The organism is Acetatifactor aquisgranensis, from assembly GCF_943193215.1.
In the GTDB taxonomy this organism is placed as follows: Bacteria; Bacillota; Clostridia; order Lachnospirales; family Lachnospiraceae; genus Acetatifactor; species Acetatifactor aquisgranensis.
In genome coordinates, this window is sequence record NZ_CALPDH010000013.1 from 13,646 (window position 1) to 30,901 (window position 17,256).

Here is a 17,256-nt window from a genome sequence, read left to right on the forward strand (position 1 = left end):
GTATCATATCCTTTCAAAAATAATCTGCTGGCGCAGGTACAGGTTCGCAACTGCAAGCGTGACCGCCTGGCTTTTAGCGGAAAGCCGCATCAGGCAGCTGATGTTGTCGCTGGTGGTATCCGGATCGTCATAAAGGCCGTCCAGTATGCTCTCTTCCGTGGGGAAAGAACGGATATCCTTTTCCATGCACCGGATCAGTTCTGCTGTGGAGAGCAGTGCCTGTCTGGCAAGGGCCATGACCTGTTTTTCGTTTTCGGTACGCTGGTCCCGGCGGAACAGTCGGCCGGCAGCAGAAAACGGCACATGGTTCACAAAGACCAGCTTCAAAAATGACAATATCCTTAGAAGGCGGGAGCCATCTGTGGGAATGATGTACATGGAAGAGAGCAGGTCATAAAGGGCATCATATTCGGTTTCCCCTTTGCCGCAGACCAGCAGGCCCCGTGTCAGCAGCCGCTCCACGCACTCCCGCCAGGGACGGTCTACCACATCCTCCTGCCCCGGAAAAGTCTTTGCATAGAGCAGACCGATCTCCTCCATGCGGACGATCCGCCAGTTCAGGCAGCTCCAGATGACCATTTCCTGGACATCAACCATGTATTCCTTTCCCCCAAGAACAATGACGGGGCAGTAGCGCCGGCAGCCGTTGGTCCTGCGCTCAAAGCGTCCGACAGCCGTGTAAAGTGTTTTTAATGCCATAAAAAATCCTCCTGTGTTTTTATTCCGGTTAGGTAGGAGACTGCCTGGGGCGGCAGTCATAAAAGCCCTGACAGAAACAGCCTGTCTTTCCGAAGCTTCTGGGCGGCGCGGGAGATCCATGCGCCTACATGGGGAGGCGGCACATGATACAGACCGGCAATGTCGGAAATGCTCATGCCTTTCAGCTTCAGCTCCAGGGCTTTGACGCCGAGCTTTGCCACACCCTGATATTTCTTTTCGGCCCATGCGAGAAGGTCAAGGGTTTCTATCATATTTAACTGTGCGTGAAAGTCATCCGGCTGTGCTACAGGCTCCCCGTCAGCGAGCAGTTCCCCATGCAGGCCCACAGCCAGGTATGTAATGCGGCGCTGTTTCAGGCACATCTGCCGGCAGTAGGAGAGCAGGCCATTACGCACGATCTTTTTGGCATAGGTGGGGAACTGGGAACGTGCGGGATCATAGGTGGCTGCCGCATGGCACAGCCAGATGCAGCCTTCCTGATACAGATCCTCATATCCGAATCCGTAAATGGTTTCATTGACATGGATGCTCTCCATGATGACCCAGTAGACAAGGGAAAGGTTTTTCTCCACCAGCGCCTGCTGTTCTTTCGTTAAAGGATTGTTTCGCTTCATAAATACCGCCTCCTTTCATGCCGCCATGCCGCTGTCCGGGTCTGCGGGGGAGCGGCACAGGGTAATAACCCGTTCACACATCTCTTCTGAAAACATGCCGATATGGGCCTGGCTTTCATCAAGCCCCAGTTTTGCCTGGAGCCATACGTAGACCGCCCATTTGTCCATATGCCGTTCTATCCGCAGCTTTTCTAACGCCCGGTGTGCCAGGATACGCTTGCGCCGCAGCCTGCGGTCTGCCATGGTTCCCATGGGTTTCCGGTCCTTTTTATGGGCGCTTACATAGGCGTCACAGGCGGGCCAGCGGGAGCAGACATACAGATAGCTTTTCCGGTCAATGGTATCCGCCCCGTAGACGGTGCTGGCAGGCCGGCAGATGGCCGGAGAGCCGCAGTAAGGACATTTCAGGTTATATTTTTTCATGGTTTTCATTTGCCACCTCCGTTCCTGCCATTTATGGCAGATTTGATTTCTTTCATTTTCCTTTTTCAGAAGCAATGGTATTTATCAGAAGCCCGACATAGTTCCATGAGCGGGCAGCCTGTGGAAGATACGGTGTGCCACTCGATATACAGGCCGTATACGCTCTCAAAGGTTCGTTTACCTATCACAGCCTGACAGCTTTCCGGTTCGATAGATTCCCCGGACAGCTGCTGTAAGACTTTCGCAGGCATAAGGATCGGAGAGCCGTCTGCATCCACAGCCATCAGGAATCCTTCACAGGGGGGAGACTGGCCGTGAGGGCAGACAGTATGGTTGCATTTGATAAACAGGGCGTTGTGCCAACAGCCGCGTACTGCTTTTAAAAAAGGATAAATAGTACACTTTTTTTGATTCAATTTCATTCACCTCCTGCACACATGAATCATTTGAATTGAAAATCATCTGTAATGAAGGTGTAGATATCTGCTCACTTTCATTACCCACCTTTTGAAATCCCTAAATGGCCAATTTGAACTAAAAAATTCTTAAATTTTTATAAAGTTCAATCAGTTCTTTCAAAAATCCCTTATAAAAATAAAAAAGGAGGGCCAGACGCAAAATTCTGCGGCCTGGCCCCGAAAGTTTTTATTCCGTTGTATTATCCGAACAGTCCTTCAATCTCCCGCGTGATCCTGGGGATGACCGTATCATTGAAGATCAGGGTAAGCGCCGCCAGGAGCAGAGCGCCCAGCACTACTGCAATGATAATCTTCACGGCATCCGAGATATAGAAATCCCCACGCTGATTGGAGACTGCCATCCGGGCACGGATGATGAAATGGTTTGCTTTGTTACGGATACAGGTTGTGATTTTTCTCATGGAAACCTCCTATTTTTTATGTATGGTTACAGGGATACAATACCGGCTTTTTAAGGCCGCCTGATTGGTCTTTTCCGTCTGTCTTTTCTGCCCTTTGGCCTGTCCGGATAGAGCGCAGGTTTTTGGCGGAGCAGCCGGCGGAACCGCTGTTTTTCTGCTTCTGCCGCAGAGGGCAGGGGATGTTTTCTGTGTCTGTTCATGGGCAACTCCTGTCTGTATTCTTTCTGCCGTGGAAGGACGGCGTTGTCTATGGACTGCTGTAAAATGCTGCGCTAAGGAAAACTGCTGGGGTACAAGTGACCGCCTCCTTTCCATAAAAACCGGTCTGCGTTTATCCAAAGAATGCGCCAAGGGAGCTTAGAACTTCCGTACAGAGGACTACCAGGTAGATGATCATGATACAGATCAGCATCATCATAGAGTACCGCTGGATTTTTTTCGGCCGTTTGGCTGCTTCTTTTTTCAGGTTGTTCTGTTCAATCTGCCTCATGTCGAAACAGATCATTTTGAAGTACATACGCTGGTCATCCCCACGCAGAACGCCGACCAGACCCCGCACCACATCCGAGAGCATAGGACTCCCGATACGGGTTTCAAAGCGGATGAGGGCATTTTCGTAATTGCCGGTCTTCATGTCTGCTATGGTCTGGTCCAGTTCAGCGCCAAAATCCCGGCCAGCTACTCTGCGGTAGGAAGTCAGTATTTTCAGCACATCCCGGTCGTTTTCCAGATTTTGTCCAATGGTCAGGGCAAAGCGGGGGATTTCCGCTTCAATGAGCCTGCGCCGCTTTTTTACAAAATCAAATGCCGCATAATAGGTAGAAAACCATAATGCTACGGCCGTTCCGATCAGAACTGGTACAAAAAGTGGTATCAGGAACGCCAGAGGGATGGCACTAAGCCCGACAGCTCCGGCGGTTACCCATGCCCTGGCTGTGTAAACTTCCGGGGTCAGCTCCAGTCCGGCAATGTTGAGCGCTGCCTGCAGTTTATTTCTTTTTAACTTGTCCAGCCGCAGGTAAGGGGCGAACAGTCCGGCGATTTTCGTGATATACACATCCAGGAGCTGTTCCTTTTTCGTTCCCTGCTGTTTCCGGGCCAGCATCATCATTTTAGATGTTTTGCTGGTAGGAATGTCCGCGAAGGCTGTGGACAGATTGTAGACTGCGAAGCCAAAAAAGATGATAGCGATCAGTGCTAACAGTGTCATGTGCCGTCACCTCCATACTCAATGGGCTTGCTGAGTTTCATGATCTGCGTCAGTGCAAACAGAATAATGGCTGCACAGATCGCCAGAGCAATCTTGCCCGGTGTAGTGTAGATCAGGGTATGAAACCAGTCCTTGTTGAGGAAATACAACAGAGGGACGTTGGCAATGACCAGAAACATCATGGTAATGGCCTCCCGCCTGGGTCCCTGCATCATGGCCTCCAGCTCCGACTGCACCACACGGACATCGGAAAATTTCTGCACGATGGTCGGCAGCGTATTTTTCATGGAACGGTCCGACTGGCACTGGATCAGGATATTGGCCCATTCGTGAAAGACCCGGTTGGGGATCTTCATTTTCAGGGAATTGATAGCACTGGTCATATTGGCGTTGATCAGTTCGCTTTCATATACAAATGCCTCAAAGTTCGCCTTGATGGGCTCATTGATATAAGGCAGGTTCTCCCTTACGGAGCGGAGCAGATCCTCCGTCCGCAGGTAGGAAGTGGTGACGATGGAGATAGCCGTTTCCAATTCCTCGTTCAGGTGTTTTTTATAGCTGGCTGCCGTACTGCGGAGATACCACATGGGCAGGAGAGAGAAACCGATGCCCAGGATAGGAACCAGATATACGTTGCCTATCAGGAGTGCAAGGACTGCTCCTACCGCAAAAAGAATCAGGGTCAGCCGGGTAACTGCCTCATAGCGGTCGGCCCGTCCGGTATCCTTTAAGATCTGTTTGATCTCATAATCCTGATTAAAAAATCCTTTTGCAGGCGTTCCCATCAGTACGTTCAGCTCATCTGAGAGGGTTGCTGTCTTCCTTCCTGTATTGAAAATAACATCCGTAAAATCCCGTGGGCGTACTTCAAAGAGCGCAAGGAATCCGGCACTCAGCAGCGTAAAACAAATAAGATAGATCCAGTGCAATTATTTCACCTCCCTTCCGGATGGCTTTTTTCGGGGTGTTTCTTTCGCAGACATTCCGCCGTCTGAGAATTCCTGCAGTTCTTTGTAGGAAATCCCATTATCTAAAAGCCGTTTTTTTAATGTTTCTGACATGGTTTCCATCTTGCGGTGGTGGCCTACCACATGGGCGCTTCCATGTTCATCCGTTACGTTATCCACTACTTCGTATTTATAGAGGGAACGGTACAGCAGTTTCCCATCCAGGTAATCCTCACCCTCGATGATCTCCATGATCTTCCGGGAACGGTCTTCCAGCTGCTTGGTAAACACTACCACCGGGTAGGCTTCCACCATGATCTGCATCAGGATGGAATCGTCCATGTTATACTTCCGTTTGGCAAGAGTCATCATACGGCGGTAGGTACTCTCACAGGAGTTGGAGTGGATGGTGGTGCAGACCGTATGACCGGTACGGGAGCTTTCGGCTGCCGACAGGCTTTCTGCTGCTGACCGCATTTCCCCTACGCCGATCACATCCGGATGCTTTCGCAGTACCCGTTCCAGAAGGAAATCCTGGTTGATGTTCATGGAAGGGTTCTCATGGGGCCTTGTGAGCAGATGCACCACGGAGTTTAAAATATTTCCCTCATCATCCCGTTTTACCAGGTCAAACTCCCGGCTGCCTTCCTCTATGGTGATAAGGCGGCGGTTGTTTGGGACGTTGGATAAGAGCCATGCCATGATGGTTGTCTTTCCGGAACCGGTGGAACCGGCAATGCACACGGAAACCCCATAGCGGATGCAGGAGGTCAGGAAATGGAGCATCTCCGGCGTGGCGCTCCCGGAATCCAGGAGCTTTTCCTCTGAGACCGTATTCTGGTTGACGATACGGATGGAGGCATTGATCCCCACCTCTGAATCCACGATGGGCGTTTTATCCACAGAGATACGGATATTTTTATCAAGGAAACCGATGACCGATGGCATGGTATCGTCAATGACCATGCCGCAGGCGTTCAGCATACGCCGCACAACATCAATGGCATGCTGAGGGGAAGAAAATTTATCAGGGATCTTGATGCTGCGCCCGCTGTTCATGATGACCTCGATGTCGTTATATGCGTTGATGTTCACCTCTTCCACGCCGGGCTGGTAGATCCATTTCTTCAGGAAGGAGTAGCCGGCCATGTCTTCATAAAGCCTGGCGCAGAGCTGCTCTGTAGTAAGTCCCTTGACAGCGTACTTGCGCTTGACCAGATACTGTACCATCAGCTCTTTTAGTACGGTGACGGCACGCTCTGAATCATTTTCTCCGGCACCGGCTATGGTGGAGGCATGGTTTTCGGAAAAGTAGCGCTGTACATCCTCCAGTACCTGCTCATAGGTCAGGGCACCGTTTTCCGTGGGGGCAAAGAAAATATCATTTAAGTTATTCATCACTGTCTACCTCCCTGTATCCATCTTCCCAGTCCTGTTCATCTTCCTCCTCTCCGTATTCACTGTCTTCATATTCCGCCTCATAAGCTTCCTCTTCCTGACGCTCTGCAGCTTCCATCTGCTCCAGGGCATCCAGGACCTTATTTAAGGATGCAGTATATTTGGAGTTGCAGTATTTGATGGCCTGGAACATGCCCCCTTCGGTGGCACAGCGGTCAATCTCCTTCCCATAAGGCAGCAGGCCGTCAAACCCGCCGATGATATATCCCATTTCATCAAAGGCGTGGAAAGGGCGGGCCATGCCTGCAAAGGTCATGTGCTCATGGTAGTGGAAACGCCCGTCCGCCAGCAGAGGCTGGTGGGCCTTCAGGTAATTGATGCCCTTCAGATCCGGAGTCACAATACGAAGTACCAGATCCCCGGACTCAATGGCGGCCGGCGTGAATACGTTGGTCATAGCAGAACCACAGTCCAGGATGACATAATCCACCAGCCTTTTTGCAGAGGAAATAAGCTGTAAAACCATCTGGTAATCTGTTTCCGGATAGCTTAACGGGTTCTCTCCGGCACAGTATCCCATAAGGCCGATATAGGGATAATTTTTCAGCACCGTTACATGGCTGGCTACCAGGGACGTATCGATCTCCACGCTGGTCAGCACCTGCCCGATGGAAACGGCAGTGGTGGTGATCTGCTCCGGGAGCCAGACCGGGAGCATGGGGATGCCAGGCTCCCCGCTTATGATGATGGCTTTTCGTTTGTCACGGGTCAGCGCTTTGGCAAGGATACAGCAGAACATGGATTTGCCGCTGCCAGGGCTGCCCCAGACCGTGATTATTTTGGACATGGAAACCATTCCTCCTTTCTGCCTGCGGTCAGGTCTTGTTGTCCGGATTATTTTCTGAACCATTTTTGCTGCTGTTTCCGGTTTCATTTTCTTCAGCAGAAGCAGATTCTTCCCCATTTTCTTCCGCATTGCCGGTTTCGGAACCCTCCGCTTCTCCTTCCTCTGCCATATCCTCCGTTTCCTCTTCTGAAGGCTCCGGGAAATAGATTTCCTGCAGAATCGCTTCCTGTTCTGTCAGGAGTTCCTCTGCCAGCTTTTCATTGCCCCGGGAGATCAGGGCCACATGGGCAACCCCGTCATTTTCCAGGGAGGTGATGACCCGTGCCTGTTCCGGGCTTGCCAGCACCGTGATGGTAGCAGACTGCTGCTTTTCCTCATCCTCCACCGGTTCCTTTGCGTTGTCCACGTTGACACCTTTGGCATCTGTGACGGAAAGCACCCGGACGAAGCGTAGCTCAGGAACTTCCTCCGCCACATCCAGGAAATGGTATATACGGATGATGTCGCCCGGCTGCAGTTTGTCAGACAGACCGGAAGCCAGTGTCTTAACGGTCAGGGAAATGGCTACTTTCCCAGAGGGGATGTTGTTTAAAGCCACATCCGAGGAGACTGGGACAGTGCTGATCTTGGAAGTCAGGATATAATCGCCCTGGGATAAGTCTGCAGTGGCATAAAGCCCTTTCACGTCATCAAAGGTGTGGGCGATATTGGGAGGCAGGTTGTAGCTCCCGACTTCCACAGTCTCTGTATTGTCCGCTGAGAGCTGTTCTCCTTTCAGCACGGGTTTTGTGATCCGGACAATCTCAGTCTTGCCATTGGTCTGCCTGGCAATGGTGGGCAGGGCGACAAAGGCGATAGCGGCTGCCAGCAGGATACTGAGCAGGCCGAAGATAAAGCGGTTATTCAGTTTCATGTTTTTCACTCCTGTCATTTAAAATATGGATCTGCCGCTGGTTCTGCCGGGTAAGGCAGATGGTGTGATTCCATAAGGCAGATAAAGTTATAGGATTGCAGTTACTGTAACGATCAGGCTTCCGATCATCAGAAAGGGTACAAAGGGCAGGGAGAGCATATCCTTTTTTCTCTGGTGCCTCACTGCCAGGGAAACACAGGCCGCAAGGCCGGAGGCAATAAGCAGGACAGACAGCATACGGGCAGGGCCGTAGATAAACCCCATGACTGCTGCCAGCTTGATATCCCCGCCCCCGATGCCGGCGCCCTCCTTTGACAGCATTGCAGCGGCCAGTAAGATCACAAAGCCTGCTGCCGCCCCCATAAAAGAGTATAAAAACAGGAGCGGCAGAAGGGCGGTTCCGAATGCACCTGTGCGGATCATGGGCGCAGCAAGGGCAAAGGGAAGGAAAAGCAGGAGCGCCCGGTCGGGCACCCGCTTCTTTTTCAGGTCGTATGCGGCAAATCCAGCGATGCACGCAAAGGCCAGCAGCTCATAAACAAAAAGAATATGGCTATTCACGGTTGGTATACCAGTCATCAAACACGCTCTGGTGGATGGTGATGTAGTCATTCAGGTTGACCGAGAGCATTCCGTCCGGTGTCCATGCGTCCCATACCTGGGTATATACCACATAGCTTGTGCTGTCCGGAAACCATACCGGTGTGAAATGCACGGTGCGCCCGTAGGTGGAAAACTCATTGGGCTGGAAGGCAAATTTTGCACTGCGTCCGCTGGAAACACGCTGCAGGAGCCGCAGGTAGGTATTATATTGAAACTCCGGAAATACGGAAAAGGCAGTCTGCGGGTTGCTGTGGTGCCCATCCGGTGAGTTTGTGGATAGTGTGGCCCGTACTTCTGTTTTGACGCCGTACCCGCTCTTCATGTCCTTCCCGTTTGCTGTCGGCACGATATCATCCGGCATTAAAGTCATGGTGCCGCTGATGGAGGCAGAATAGCTGGTATAGTCATATTCCCAGTCTCCACGGTCTACCCAGTGGCCGTCATCCTCTCCATGGCTGCACCACTGCCAGTCAGGAACCCAGTAACAGCTCCAGACGCCCCAGCTTGCACTGAGTTTCTGTGGGTTCACCGGGAGGGCAGGGACAGAATAACCGGGATTGATGTCCGTAGCCAAAGGGTCAGGCGGTATCTTTTCATTTAAGTCCACAATTTTCGCCACAAAGGTATCCTGGGCGGTAAAGCCGCTGCTTAACGTCACCGTGATGGTAATGGTCTGGGGTGTAGGGGGCGTGTGCCATTTCACCCATACCAGCTGAGAGTCGTGGGCTGGTATGACAATGTTCCGGACGGTGTAGCTCCTTCCCATAATATGGAAGGTGACCGTTGCCGGGTTGTCCGGAGTCAACCGTCCATTCGTCTGCAGACGGATGGCAGTGATCACATCAGTATCCACCCGGTATTCCACATCCGGCGCTTCGATCTCCCCGCCGGGTTCTTCCATTTCTTCAAACCAGACAATGCCGATCCCCAGGGCGTTTATGATATCTGCGTTGGACTGTATTCCCCGCCTGCCTCCGCCCCAGGCCGGAAATCCAAGGTCACTGTATTCCAGGAACAGGGCGAGGGGGAGATTCTGGAACGCTACCGAGGGCAGCTTACTCCGCAGGGAGCCGCCGGAAAGCTGGTCGTAGAGTGCTGCCTCTGTTGCCGTAAAGGCGTATTTTGCCCCGTTAAAAGTGACGTAGGCAATGGGTTCTAAAAGGATCTTATATTCTCCTGACAGCATACGCTCATAACTGACGCCTGCGGCATCCGCCACCATCATGCAGGCGTACTCCGAACAGAAATAGCGCTTGATGGCTTCAATGGTGGCAGGCCGACTGTTGCTGGTTATGATGGCCGGCATGGAATAGGCGGGCTGGCGGCAGTTATAGGGAACGCCGGACTGTAAGGAGAGCGAAGCCCCATCCCGGTACTGGATCTTGTTCACCTTGCCGAAATGAAGCATTGCGGAGGACTGGCTTCGGTTGGCGAAATCCACCGGCGTACTCACGGCAGCTCCGGACTGGGCATCCACCACCGTTACCCTTACCCCGTCATTTCCGGGAGACCAGAAGTTGGTGGAAGTGCCCTGGTTCATGTTGCCTCCTCCTCCATCAAGGTTGCCCTGTCCGGAAGCAAGAGCCTGTGAGGAACACAGGCAGAGCAGAAGGGCGGCAGAGCAGAGGAGGGCATAAAAGCGTTTCAAACAATATCACACTCCAATCTTTTTATGTGACAGAAAAACGTATTGCCGATGTGTTTTCTGTGGGTTGATGCACAAAAGAAAACCACCATCGGGAGGCGGTTTTCCGGTTTCAGTATTCAGTTGTGTATCTGTGATACTCTGCAGAGCATCATCAGTTCCCCATGTTCCCGACCATCTTGCTGGGGTCTCCGCTGCTGTCTATGGAAGACTGGTTGACCTGTCCGGGAACTACCCAGCCGAATACGGGATCGTATACGGCGCCATTTTCGTTGGTGGAACCAGCTGCAGGGGCATCTTCCTTTCCGGTCTCTGTGGGTGCGGACGCTGTCTCAGGGGCCGGATTCACAGGATGCTCTCCGCCCGGATCTGCCGTAATGGTCTTGCCTTCCGGGGGCGGGGGAGGTGTTTCATCCTTTGTTTCTGCAGGAACAAAATCCATCACAATATCCTGTTCGGATTCTTCCGCTACCTTCGGGTATTCTTCCAGTTTTTCCTCCGCACTGTTCTGACCGGGGATGCCGGCATCTGTATGTACCCGGGAATCTCCAGTGGGATCCGTGATATCCGGGGTATCCTTCCATTCTTCCTGAACGGTATCCGGGGGCTGTTCATCCGGCTGGAAGTCGGTCTTTGTATCCCGGCTCACCAGCCAGCAGACGGCGAGGATGGCAACACAGGAAACAGAAAGGACTGAGACAAGGAATCCTTTGGATCTTAAAATTTTCTTCATATAGCAGTCATCTCCTTTTTTCTTTCTGTATATCCCTTACGGTTTTAAAGTAAGGTTTTTCAACAGAAAATGAAATATAATGGGACATTGGCAGTCCGGCTGTCATAAACTGCTGCCTGCTGCCCTGCGGCGTCCGATGAAGCGGAAAGCCAGGAATCCGGCAAGAGCCGTGAAAAGGGTGGTGAGAATGAATTTTTTGGATGTAAACAGTTTCTTCATAAGAGTAAGCTCCTTTCATAGCTGGCGGCTGTCTGTCTTTTGCAGCCTAAAATTTGGTGTTGTGGTAGCCGGTCAGTTCCACGGGCCGGGTAATGGCAGGATAGGAGTGGCCGAACATGTAGACATAGAACTCGACATTGCAGGTGAACACATACTCCACCCGGTCGCCTGTCACATGGAACGAAAGTCGGATATCCCTTACCCGGTAGTCATCCGTGGAGAGAGGGATCTTGCTGGCGAGGCCGTCTGTCACCATGTCTTCCAGCATGGCGGTATAATCGCTGCTGGAGTAGAGGGTATTTAAGTATTCGCTGAAATTGGTCTCCCTCTGGGAACGGTAGGTATCTGCATAGATGCTGGCGCTCAGGTTGTTCAGCTCCATCTTTGCGCCATTGCGGATATTGATGCAGGTGATGCGGATGGAGGCGTACAGTAGCAGGAAGGAGATCAGCATCACGATCCCCACCACGAAAAAGCAGGTGAAGATAGAAATATCCCCGCGGTCATTTCCGAGGGGATTCCTGCCTGTGCTTCTTTTCATACATTGGAATGGTTTCTTCATGGTCCACCTCACTTCCAGTAATGCTCACTGACGCCTGCCCCTCTGGAAACAACCGTGATGTTCACCAGGTTGAAGTTCCAGAAACCGCCCAGTTTTGCCCGCCCTGTAATGGTGATGTAAAAGGGGGTGCCCAGTTGTATGGCCCGGCTCATGCCGGACGGGGTAGGCGACTTGTAGGAGGCATCAATGGAGTAGGAGATGTTTTCAGCCCCCTCGATCTGAGAACAGAGGAACTGAAAAAGCTGGTCTGTTTCACCGTTGATTCCTCCGGAGAGCTGGATCTGTTTCACCATCTGGTCTGCACAGTGGTCCAGCTCCTGTTTGGTGGAGATGATGCTGAACAGGTTCAGGATGAAAGCCAGCAGGAGCACCGCAATGAAGATGAACACTACGGTACTGAAATAGTTGACATCCCCATGCTCATTTTTCAGTATGGCTGCCGGACTCCCGCAGGATCTGCCTTTATGGGGAGAGGCTCTGCCGGCTGCTTTGGACATTGTTTGGGACAAAGTAAAACCACCACCTTTCTGACGAAAACAGCCGTCTCCCTGGATGGAAAACGGCTGCTTTACATATTTTTGACTGTACCAAGTATAGCATGGATGCCTTTACGGGGAAAGAGCAGAACCGTGCCAATGTTGTGCCGGTGGTGTGCCAATTTGAAGGTGGGAAGGAATTTGAGGATGAAAAGCAGGCGGCTATGGTTATTTTGGGGGCAGGCGGATAAGCAAATTGTAATTTTCGTTTTTTTATGGTAAGATAGAAGACAAGAAAGAACCTGCGGCAAATAATACAGGCCGGAATGGAAACAATAGGATAGAGGTGTCTGCATAAAATGAATCAGGAAGAAAATACCATATCAGCCGGCAGTGAAAAAAAGCCGGAACAGATAGCAAAATATACAGCGAAGGACAGCGTGTTTACTTCGCTCTTCCGAGAGCCGAAGTATCTGCTGCAGCTGTACCAGGCGCTGCATCCGGAAGACCATGAGGCAACGGAGGACAGCATCAGGAACGTGACGATTACCAATGTCCTTCTGGATCAGTATTATAATGATGTCGGCTTTCAGGTCGGGGAAAAGCTGGTCATTTTGGTAGAGCAGCAGTCAAGCTGGAGCATCAATATCGTGGTACGCTGCCTGTTATATCTTGCCCAGACTTATCAGGAATATTTTGAGAGCACAAAACAGAATGTGTATGGGAGCAAAAAGCTGGAGCTTCCAAGGCCGGAGATGTACGTCATATTCACCGGTAATAGAAAAACAAAACCGGAATACCTTTCTCTGTCGAAGGAATTTTTTGGAGGGGATGACAGTGTCCTTGATGTAAAGGTCAAAATGATCTATGATGGAAAAGAGGGGGATATCATCAATCAGTATGTGGCATTTACAAGGATATATAATGAACAGGTGAAACTGCATGGAAGAACCAGGGAGGCGGTTCTGGAGACGATCCGCATCTGTAAGGACCAGAATGTACTGCGCGAGTATCTGTCAGGACGTGAAAAGGAGGTTGTGGATATCATGATGACATTGTTTAATGAAGAATATATTTTGAAGACTTATGTGGAGAGCAGAGAAAAGGAAGCAGCAATGGAAGGAGAAAAAAGAGGGTCTGAAAAGGCGAAAATGGAAACTGCACAGAGAATGTACGAAATGGGGATTTCCGTTCAGGATATTGCAAAGGCATCCGAGGTATCGATAGAAACAGTGGAGCAATGGCTTGGGCTTATTAAAGCGTAGGTCAAGGATATTATGATGATGCTGTTTGATAAAGAATATATTTTGAAGACTTATGTGGAAAGCGAGAAGTTAGAAGCTGAAAAACGAGGAGCTGAAAAGACCAAAATAGAGATAGCTCAAAGATTGTATAAAAAAGGAAATTCTGTAGAGGATATTGCGGATATTTTTGATGCGTCAGTGAAAGAAGTGGAGCAGTGGCTCGGACTTGTCAGAGCTTGATAGAATTATTGATATTTGAATGTGAAAATCCGAAGCCGTCAGTAAAATGCGGTTTTGGATTTTTTCCTTATTATGGCAGCATCAGCCTGATACTGATTATCCACAAATTATATTACTGGTATAATGACAAATCTGGAAATTGGTGTTATAGTGGTTACAGTTAAGAACAAAGCGGACCGGATGAGTCCAGAAAGGAAAAAATCATGGCAACAGTTAATTTCGCTGCGAATGGCTTCGCATATTATCTGCATAGCGAACATTATGAGGCACTGTTCAGTAAAGAAAAAGAACAGAGTCTGGTTAAGATGCGCTCATGTAAGATAAGAAAAAGGCGAAAAACTGTGTGATATCCGGATGCAGACAAGATATAAATGTCTGCCGGAAACAGAACATGGATTTATGTACCGCTTATCTTGTATGAGGTAGGCGGTATTTTTTATGCTCCATTAGCTCAGCTGGGAGAGCACTCGACTTTTAATCGAGTGGTCATGGGTCCGAGTCCCATATGGAGCATGACCGCCTGTATATGGAATTCTGATAGCAGGAGGTGAGAATCATGGTGAATCTGCCGGTTATAGATATGGTAAAGACAGGACAGAACATTGGAAAGCTGCGGAAGCAGGCAGGACTGTCGGTAAGGGATCTGCAGGATGTTTTTGGTTTTGCCACACCGCAGGCCATATACAAGTGGCAGCAGGGTGCAGCACTGCCAACAATAGATAATCTGGTGGTGCTTGCAGCAGTCCTGCAGGTGCGGCTGGATGACATTCTGGTTACTGATACGGCAGTGCAGATACAGATCAGTGCATGAATGGAAAGTAAGAAAGGGAAATGACAGCAATAGAACCGCAGGCAGAAAAATGCCTGCAGTAAGGTCCCCTGGTCTAAAGGTCAGGACACCGGCCTTTCAAGCCGGAGGTATTGGGTTCAAGTCCCATGGGGATCATTAAGGCTCCTTAGTCTAAAGGTCAGGACGCCGGCCTCTCAAGCCGGAAATGATGGGTTCAAGCCCCACAGGAGCTACTGTGGCCATAGGACAGTGGCAGTCCGGCAGATTGTGGCTCTGCTTACGGGGGTTCGATTCCCCCTGGTCACCCCATGGATGGGTATGCCCAGTGGCGAGGGCAGCGGACTGTAAATCCGTTACAAAGAAACACCGCAGGTTCGAGTCCTGCCCCATCCATTTTTTGTTTGCGTGTCCGAGAGGCTTATGGTGCCACCCTGCTAAGGTGGTGTGCGGAAACGCACCGAAGGTTCGAATCCTTCCGCAAACGTGCTGAAGCTGGAGATAATCCTGCTTCTTTTGAAAGCTGAAATTTGTTATTATCCTTTTATTACCTTGCTGTTAGTACATTTGCTGTTTCTATTTTCATCCCACAGGGCGATATTATGTTTATCAGTATAAGAAGAATTATATTTTATACCTGAAATATCATTTCTTCTCTTTTTTACGATATCTAAAAAATCCAATGGTATTACATAGCCTTGCTCTGCATAATTTGGAGATGTTAAGTAATCTTTTATAAAGATATAAAATGCCCTGATATCAATGGAATAATTACTAATAAAAAGTTGTACTGTTTCGTCTGAAAATAAATTCTTGAGTCCGTCCGAAACCATAATCGTAAAATCCATTACTTTTATTTTGCTTTTTACAGTACATTCGGCTACAGAAATATAGTCATTTTTGTTAGCTTTTTGTTCTTTACATGATGTTTTTATATCTTCTGCCAAATAAAGAACTGGTTCACCAATGTGATTTACTCTTCCACTTTGTGTTATTGCTGATGCAGGCGCAACACCAGAATGTTGATCATCGTATCCGCTTACTGGTATCCCATTTTCTCTAATAACTCCTGTATCTTTTCCGTCAGATGGATTGATTATTCTTGCTCTATAATAAATTTCATTATTCAGTTCACTTATGGGCATATACATTACTGCCTGCTGAAACAGTTCTTGATTTTTTTCCTTCTTTCTGCCGTTTAAACTCTCATAACTAAACTGTTTAATATTAAGTAAAGAGAAGAGTGCTGTATCAGTTTTGATTTTAAAGTCATTCATTTTTATTACTCCATTTTACAGAAATATCATTGACTGTTTGTGAAAGAAGTCTGTTTACACCTGCATTTTGTCAATTAAAGCAAAGATGACCTCCTGCTGGTCTTTATTCAGTCTTGCCCATCGTTCCAGCAGTTTTCTTTGATCTTCTGTCAGGGAAACCGGAGCCTCTCCTTTCGATAATAACTGGGAGAGAGTAATTCCAAATGCCAGACAGATTTTCTTTAAAGAAGGAATGGTTGGAACCATATTTTTTCGATACCAGGAGGAGATTGTGGATTGGGGAAGGCCGGAGCGTTCCGCAAGCTGATATTCCGTCCAGCCTCTTTCTTGTCTGTATGCAGTTATGGTCGCAAGAATATCTTCCAAAATAGATTCACCCCTTTGCTTTTATTCTTCGTAAATTATACTTTGACAAATCGTTTATATTTAATCGTTTGAATCGTATAATTTTAACGATTATTACAACGAAAGGAAATTATCTTTGCTATTTCATATTATCAAGCAGAGAAAAAATAAGTGCCTGCTGTTCGCTGCTTAATCCTGCCCAGCATTTCAGCAGTTTCTGCTGGGATGCTGTCAGCAGAACGGGTTCACCGCCGTGGGAAAACAGTTGGGAAAGCGTAATGTCAAATGCGGCGCAGATTTTCTCCAGAGAAGGTATGGTTGGTATTGTATTTTTACAGTACCAGGAAGATATTGTAGTCTGGGGTAAACCGGAATGTTCTGCAAGCTGGTATTCTGTCCAGCCTCTCTCTTCACGATATGCTATTATAGTAGAAAGAACCGTATTCATTATTTTGCCTCTTTGCTTGTGTATATCGTAAATTATACTTTGGTAAATCGTTGCAATTTAATCATTTACATCGTATAATTACTACGATAAACACAACTATATAAATGTAGTGATCATTGTGATTTAACTGTCAGCTTATAAGAGGAGGCTATAATTTATGCTGAAAAAGAAAATGATAGGGATTTTGGCCTGTATGATAGTGATTTGCATGGCTGTAGCAGGGATACTGGTGTATAGGAATTCAGATAAAAAAACCACACTCGAAGAAGATATTCTAAAAATGGAAGAGGCGTTAGGTGATAAATATAAAAAGCAGTCGGAAACTACACTTGCAGCCACGCTCACATACGCAAATGAGGATAACGATACTAAAATCTATTACCATATATTAAAAACGGATTATTATGAGCAGGATGCTTCTGAAATAACTGGACTGAATACAACTGCTTTTGGTGTTTTATTTGCAGTCGATTTCATGGACAGCTGTGAAGAAATGATGATTCAGGAATGGCCTGCATCTCTCTATAAGAGCGGAGAAACGGCATACCTTTGCTGGACCTGTTCTCCTGAAGTGAGTTATGTCCTGGAATATAAGCCTGCAGAAATCCAGGATTCAGAGATTATCAAGATGGCCGAAAGTGCAAAGGAGGCAAATTAACAGAGACAGTCAGTGTCATTATATTGGAAATATAAAACCGGCAGGATATGGAGCTGCAGTATTCAAA

Annotated in this window: 22 protein-coding genes and 6 tRNA genes; 10 read left to right on the forward strand and 18 right to left on the reverse strand. The window is 48.8% G+C overall.

Annotated elements, in window-relative coordinates; translation table 11 throughout:
- Window positions 1-3: 3 nt before the first annotated feature.
- The 15 genes from NFS35_RS12470 to NFS35_RS12540 form a co-directional block, all read right to left on the reverse strand.
- Window positions 4-699, reverse strand: coding sequence for a hypothetical protein (locus NFS35_RS12470; RefSeq protein ID WP_251207459.1), 696 nt, complete (start codon window positions 697-699; stop codon window positions 4-6).
- 56 nt (window positions 700-755) lie between these two features.
- On the reverse strand, window positions 756-1,334 hold the full coding sequence (locus tag NFS35_RS12475; RefSeq protein WP_251207460.1) for a sigma-70 family RNA polymerase sigma factor: 579 nt from the start codon (window positions 1,332-1,334) through the stop codon (window positions 756-758).
- Window positions 1,335-1,349: 15 nt separating this feature from the next.
- Entirely contained in the window at window positions 1,350-1,766 is a 417-nt protein-coding gene (locus NFS35_RS12480; RefSeq protein WP_251207461.1) for a zinc-finger-containing protein, read from the reverse strand.
- Window positions 1,767-1,822: 56 nt separating this feature from the next.
- A complete protein-coding gene (locus NFS35_RS12485) occupies window positions 1,823-2,041 on the reverse strand; it encodes a hypothetical protein (protein WP_251207462.1) in 219 nt (72 codons plus the stop codon).
- A gap of 374 nt (window positions 2,042-2,415) precedes the next feature.
- On the reverse strand, window positions 2,416-2,637 hold the full coding sequence (locus NFS35_RS12490; RefSeq protein ID WP_251207463.1) for a DUF6133 family protein: 222 nt from the start codon (window positions 2,635-2,637) through the stop codon (window positions 2,416-2,418).
- A 331-nt stretch (window positions 2,638-2,968) separates the two neighbouring features.
- The gene (locus NFS35_RS12495) at window positions 2,969-3,847 is read right to left on the reverse strand and encodes a hypothetical protein (RefSeq protein ID WP_251207464.1); all 879 of its coding nucleotides are present in this window, start codon (window positions 3,845-3,847) and stop codon (window positions 2,969-2,971) included.
- The gene (locus tag NFS35_RS12500) at window positions 3,844-4,776 is read right to left on the reverse strand and encodes a type II secretion system F family protein (protein WP_251207465.1); all 933 of its coding nucleotides are present in this window, start codon (window positions 4,774-4,776) and stop codon (window positions 3,844-3,846) included. Before NFS35_RS12500 ends, NFS35_RS12495 begins: the two co-directional genes overlap by 4 nt.
- Window positions 4,777-6,192: a CpaF/VirB11 family protein gene (locus NFS35_RS12505; protein ID WP_251207466.1), complete on the reverse strand. Its 1,416-nt coding sequence runs from the start codon at window positions 6,190-6,192 to the stop codon at window positions 4,777-4,779. It lies immediately after the preceding gene.
- Window positions 6,185-7,039: a ParA family protein gene (locus NFS35_RS12510; RefSeq protein WP_251207467.1), complete on the reverse strand. Its 855-nt coding sequence runs from the start codon at window positions 7,037-7,039 to the stop codon at window positions 6,185-6,187. Before NFS35_RS12510 ends, NFS35_RS12505 begins: the two co-directional genes overlap by 8 nt.
- Window positions 7,040-7,067: 28 nt before the next feature.
- Window positions 7,068-7,952 carry a Flp pilus assembly protein CpaB gene (gene cpaB, locus NFS35_RS12515; protein ID WP_251207468.1) on the reverse strand — a complete coding sequence of 295 codons (885 nt, stop codon included), beginning with the start codon at window positions 7,950-7,952 and terminating at the stop codon, window positions 7,068-7,070.
- A gap of 87 nt (window positions 7,953-8,039) precedes the next feature.
- Window positions 8,040-8,531, reverse strand: a complete 492-nt coding sequence (locus tag NFS35_RS12520; protein WP_251207469.1) for a prepilin peptidase — start codon at window positions 8,529-8,531, stop codon at window positions 8,040-8,042.
- Window positions 8,506-10,095 carry a hypothetical protein gene (locus NFS35_RS12525; RefSeq protein ID WP_251207470.1) on the reverse strand — a complete coding sequence of 530 codons (1,590 nt, stop codon included), beginning with the start codon at window positions 10,093-10,095 and terminating at the stop codon, window positions 8,506-8,508. The genes NFS35_RS12520 and NFS35_RS12525 overlap by 26 nt, the downstream gene beginning before the upstream one ends.
- A 259-nt stretch (window positions 10,096-10,354) precedes the next feature.
- Window positions 10,355-10,933 carry a DUF6550 family protein gene (locus NFS35_RS12530; RefSeq protein ID WP_251207471.1) on the reverse strand — a complete coding sequence of 193 codons (579 nt, stop codon included), beginning with the start codon at window positions 10,931-10,933 and terminating at the stop codon, window positions 10,355-10,357.
- Window positions 10,934-11,198: 265 nt separating this feature from the next.
- On the reverse strand, window positions 11,199-11,693 hold the full coding sequence (locus tag NFS35_RS12535; protein WP_251207472.1) for a hypothetical protein: 495 nt from the start codon (window positions 11,691-11,693) through the stop codon (window positions 11,199-11,201).
- Between the two features lie 29 nt (window positions 11,694-11,722).
- Window positions 11,723-12,223 (reverse strand): DUF4320 family protein, encoded by a 501-nt coding sequence (locus NFS35_RS12540; RefSeq protein ID WP_251207473.1) that lies wholly within the window; start codon window positions 12,221-12,223, stop codon window positions 11,723-11,725.
- Window positions 12,224-12,549: 326 nt separating this feature from the next.
- Here NFS35_RS12540 and NFS35_RS12545 point away from each other — a divergent pair, with 326 nt between their 5' ends.
- From NFS35_RS12545 to NFS35_RS12585, 9 genes are all read left to right on the forward strand, one after another.
- Complete coding sequence (locus tag NFS35_RS12545; RefSeq protein WP_251207474.1) at window positions 12,550-13,455, forward strand: helix-turn-helix domain-containing protein; 906 nt, start codon at window positions 12,550-12,552, stop codon at window positions 13,453-13,455.
- A gap of 15 nt (window positions 13,456-13,470) precedes the next feature.
- A complete protein-coding gene (locus NFS35_RS12550; protein WP_251207475.1) occupies window positions 13,471-13,674 on the forward strand; it encodes a hypothetical protein in 204 nt (67 codons plus the stop codon).
- A 440-nt stretch (window positions 13,675-14,114) separates the two neighbouring features.
- A tRNA-Lys gene (locus tag NFS35_RS12555) sits at window positions 14,115-14,187 on the forward strand.
- 43 nt (window positions 14,188-14,230) lie between these two features.
- Complete coding sequence (locus NFS35_RS12560; protein ID WP_251207476.1) at window positions 14,231-14,485, forward strand: helix-turn-helix domain-containing protein; 255 nt, start codon at window positions 14,231-14,233, stop codon at window positions 14,483-14,485.
- A 62-nt stretch (window positions 14,486-14,547) separates the two neighbouring features.
- Window positions 14,548-14,620 (forward strand) — tRNA-Glu (locus NFS35_RS12565).
- Between the two features lie 4 nt (window positions 14,621-14,624).
- Window positions 14,625-14,697, forward strand: a tRNA-Glu gene (locus tag NFS35_RS12570).
- A gap of 2 nt (window positions 14,698-14,699) precedes the next feature.
- Window positions 14,700-14,773 (forward strand) — tRNA-His (locus NFS35_RS12575).
- Between the two features lies 1 nt (window position 14,774).
- A tRNA-Tyr gene (locus NFS35_RS12580) sits at window positions 14,775-14,857 on the forward strand.
- Between the two features lie 6 nt (window positions 14,858-14,863).
- Window positions 14,864-14,948, forward strand: a tRNA-Ser gene (locus NFS35_RS12585).
- A 49-nt stretch (window positions 14,949-14,997) separates the two neighbouring features.
- On the opposite strand, the gene NFS35_RS12590 is transcribed toward NFS35_RS12585, so the two are convergent.
- The 3 genes from NFS35_RS12590 to NFS35_RS12600 all read right to left on the reverse strand — a co-directional run bounded on the left by NFS35_RS12590 (window position 14,998) and on the right by NFS35_RS12600 (window position 16,531).
- Window positions 14,998-15,738: an RES domain-containing protein gene (locus NFS35_RS12590; protein ID WP_251207477.1), complete on the reverse strand. Its 741-nt coding sequence runs from the start codon at window positions 15,736-15,738 to the stop codon at window positions 14,998-15,000.
- Between the two features lie 54 nt (window positions 15,739-15,792).
- A complete protein-coding gene (locus NFS35_RS12595) occupies window positions 15,793-16,104 on the reverse strand; it encodes a helix-turn-helix domain-containing protein (RefSeq protein WP_251207478.1) in 312 nt (103 codons plus the stop codon).
- A gap of 118 nt (window positions 16,105-16,222) precedes the next feature.
- Entirely contained in the window at window positions 16,223-16,531 is a 309-nt protein-coding gene (locus tag NFS35_RS12600) for a helix-turn-helix domain-containing protein (protein ID WP_251207479.1), read from the reverse strand.
- A 157-nt stretch (window positions 16,532-16,688) separates the two neighbouring features.
- Here NFS35_RS12600 and NFS35_RS12605 point away from each other — a divergent pair, with 157 nt between their 5' ends.
- Complete coding sequence (locus NFS35_RS12605; RefSeq protein WP_251207480.1) at window positions 16,689-17,189, forward strand: DUF4367 domain-containing protein; 501 nt, start codon at window positions 16,689-16,691, stop codon at window positions 17,187-17,189.
- Window positions 17,190-17,256: the final 67 nt, after the last annotated feature.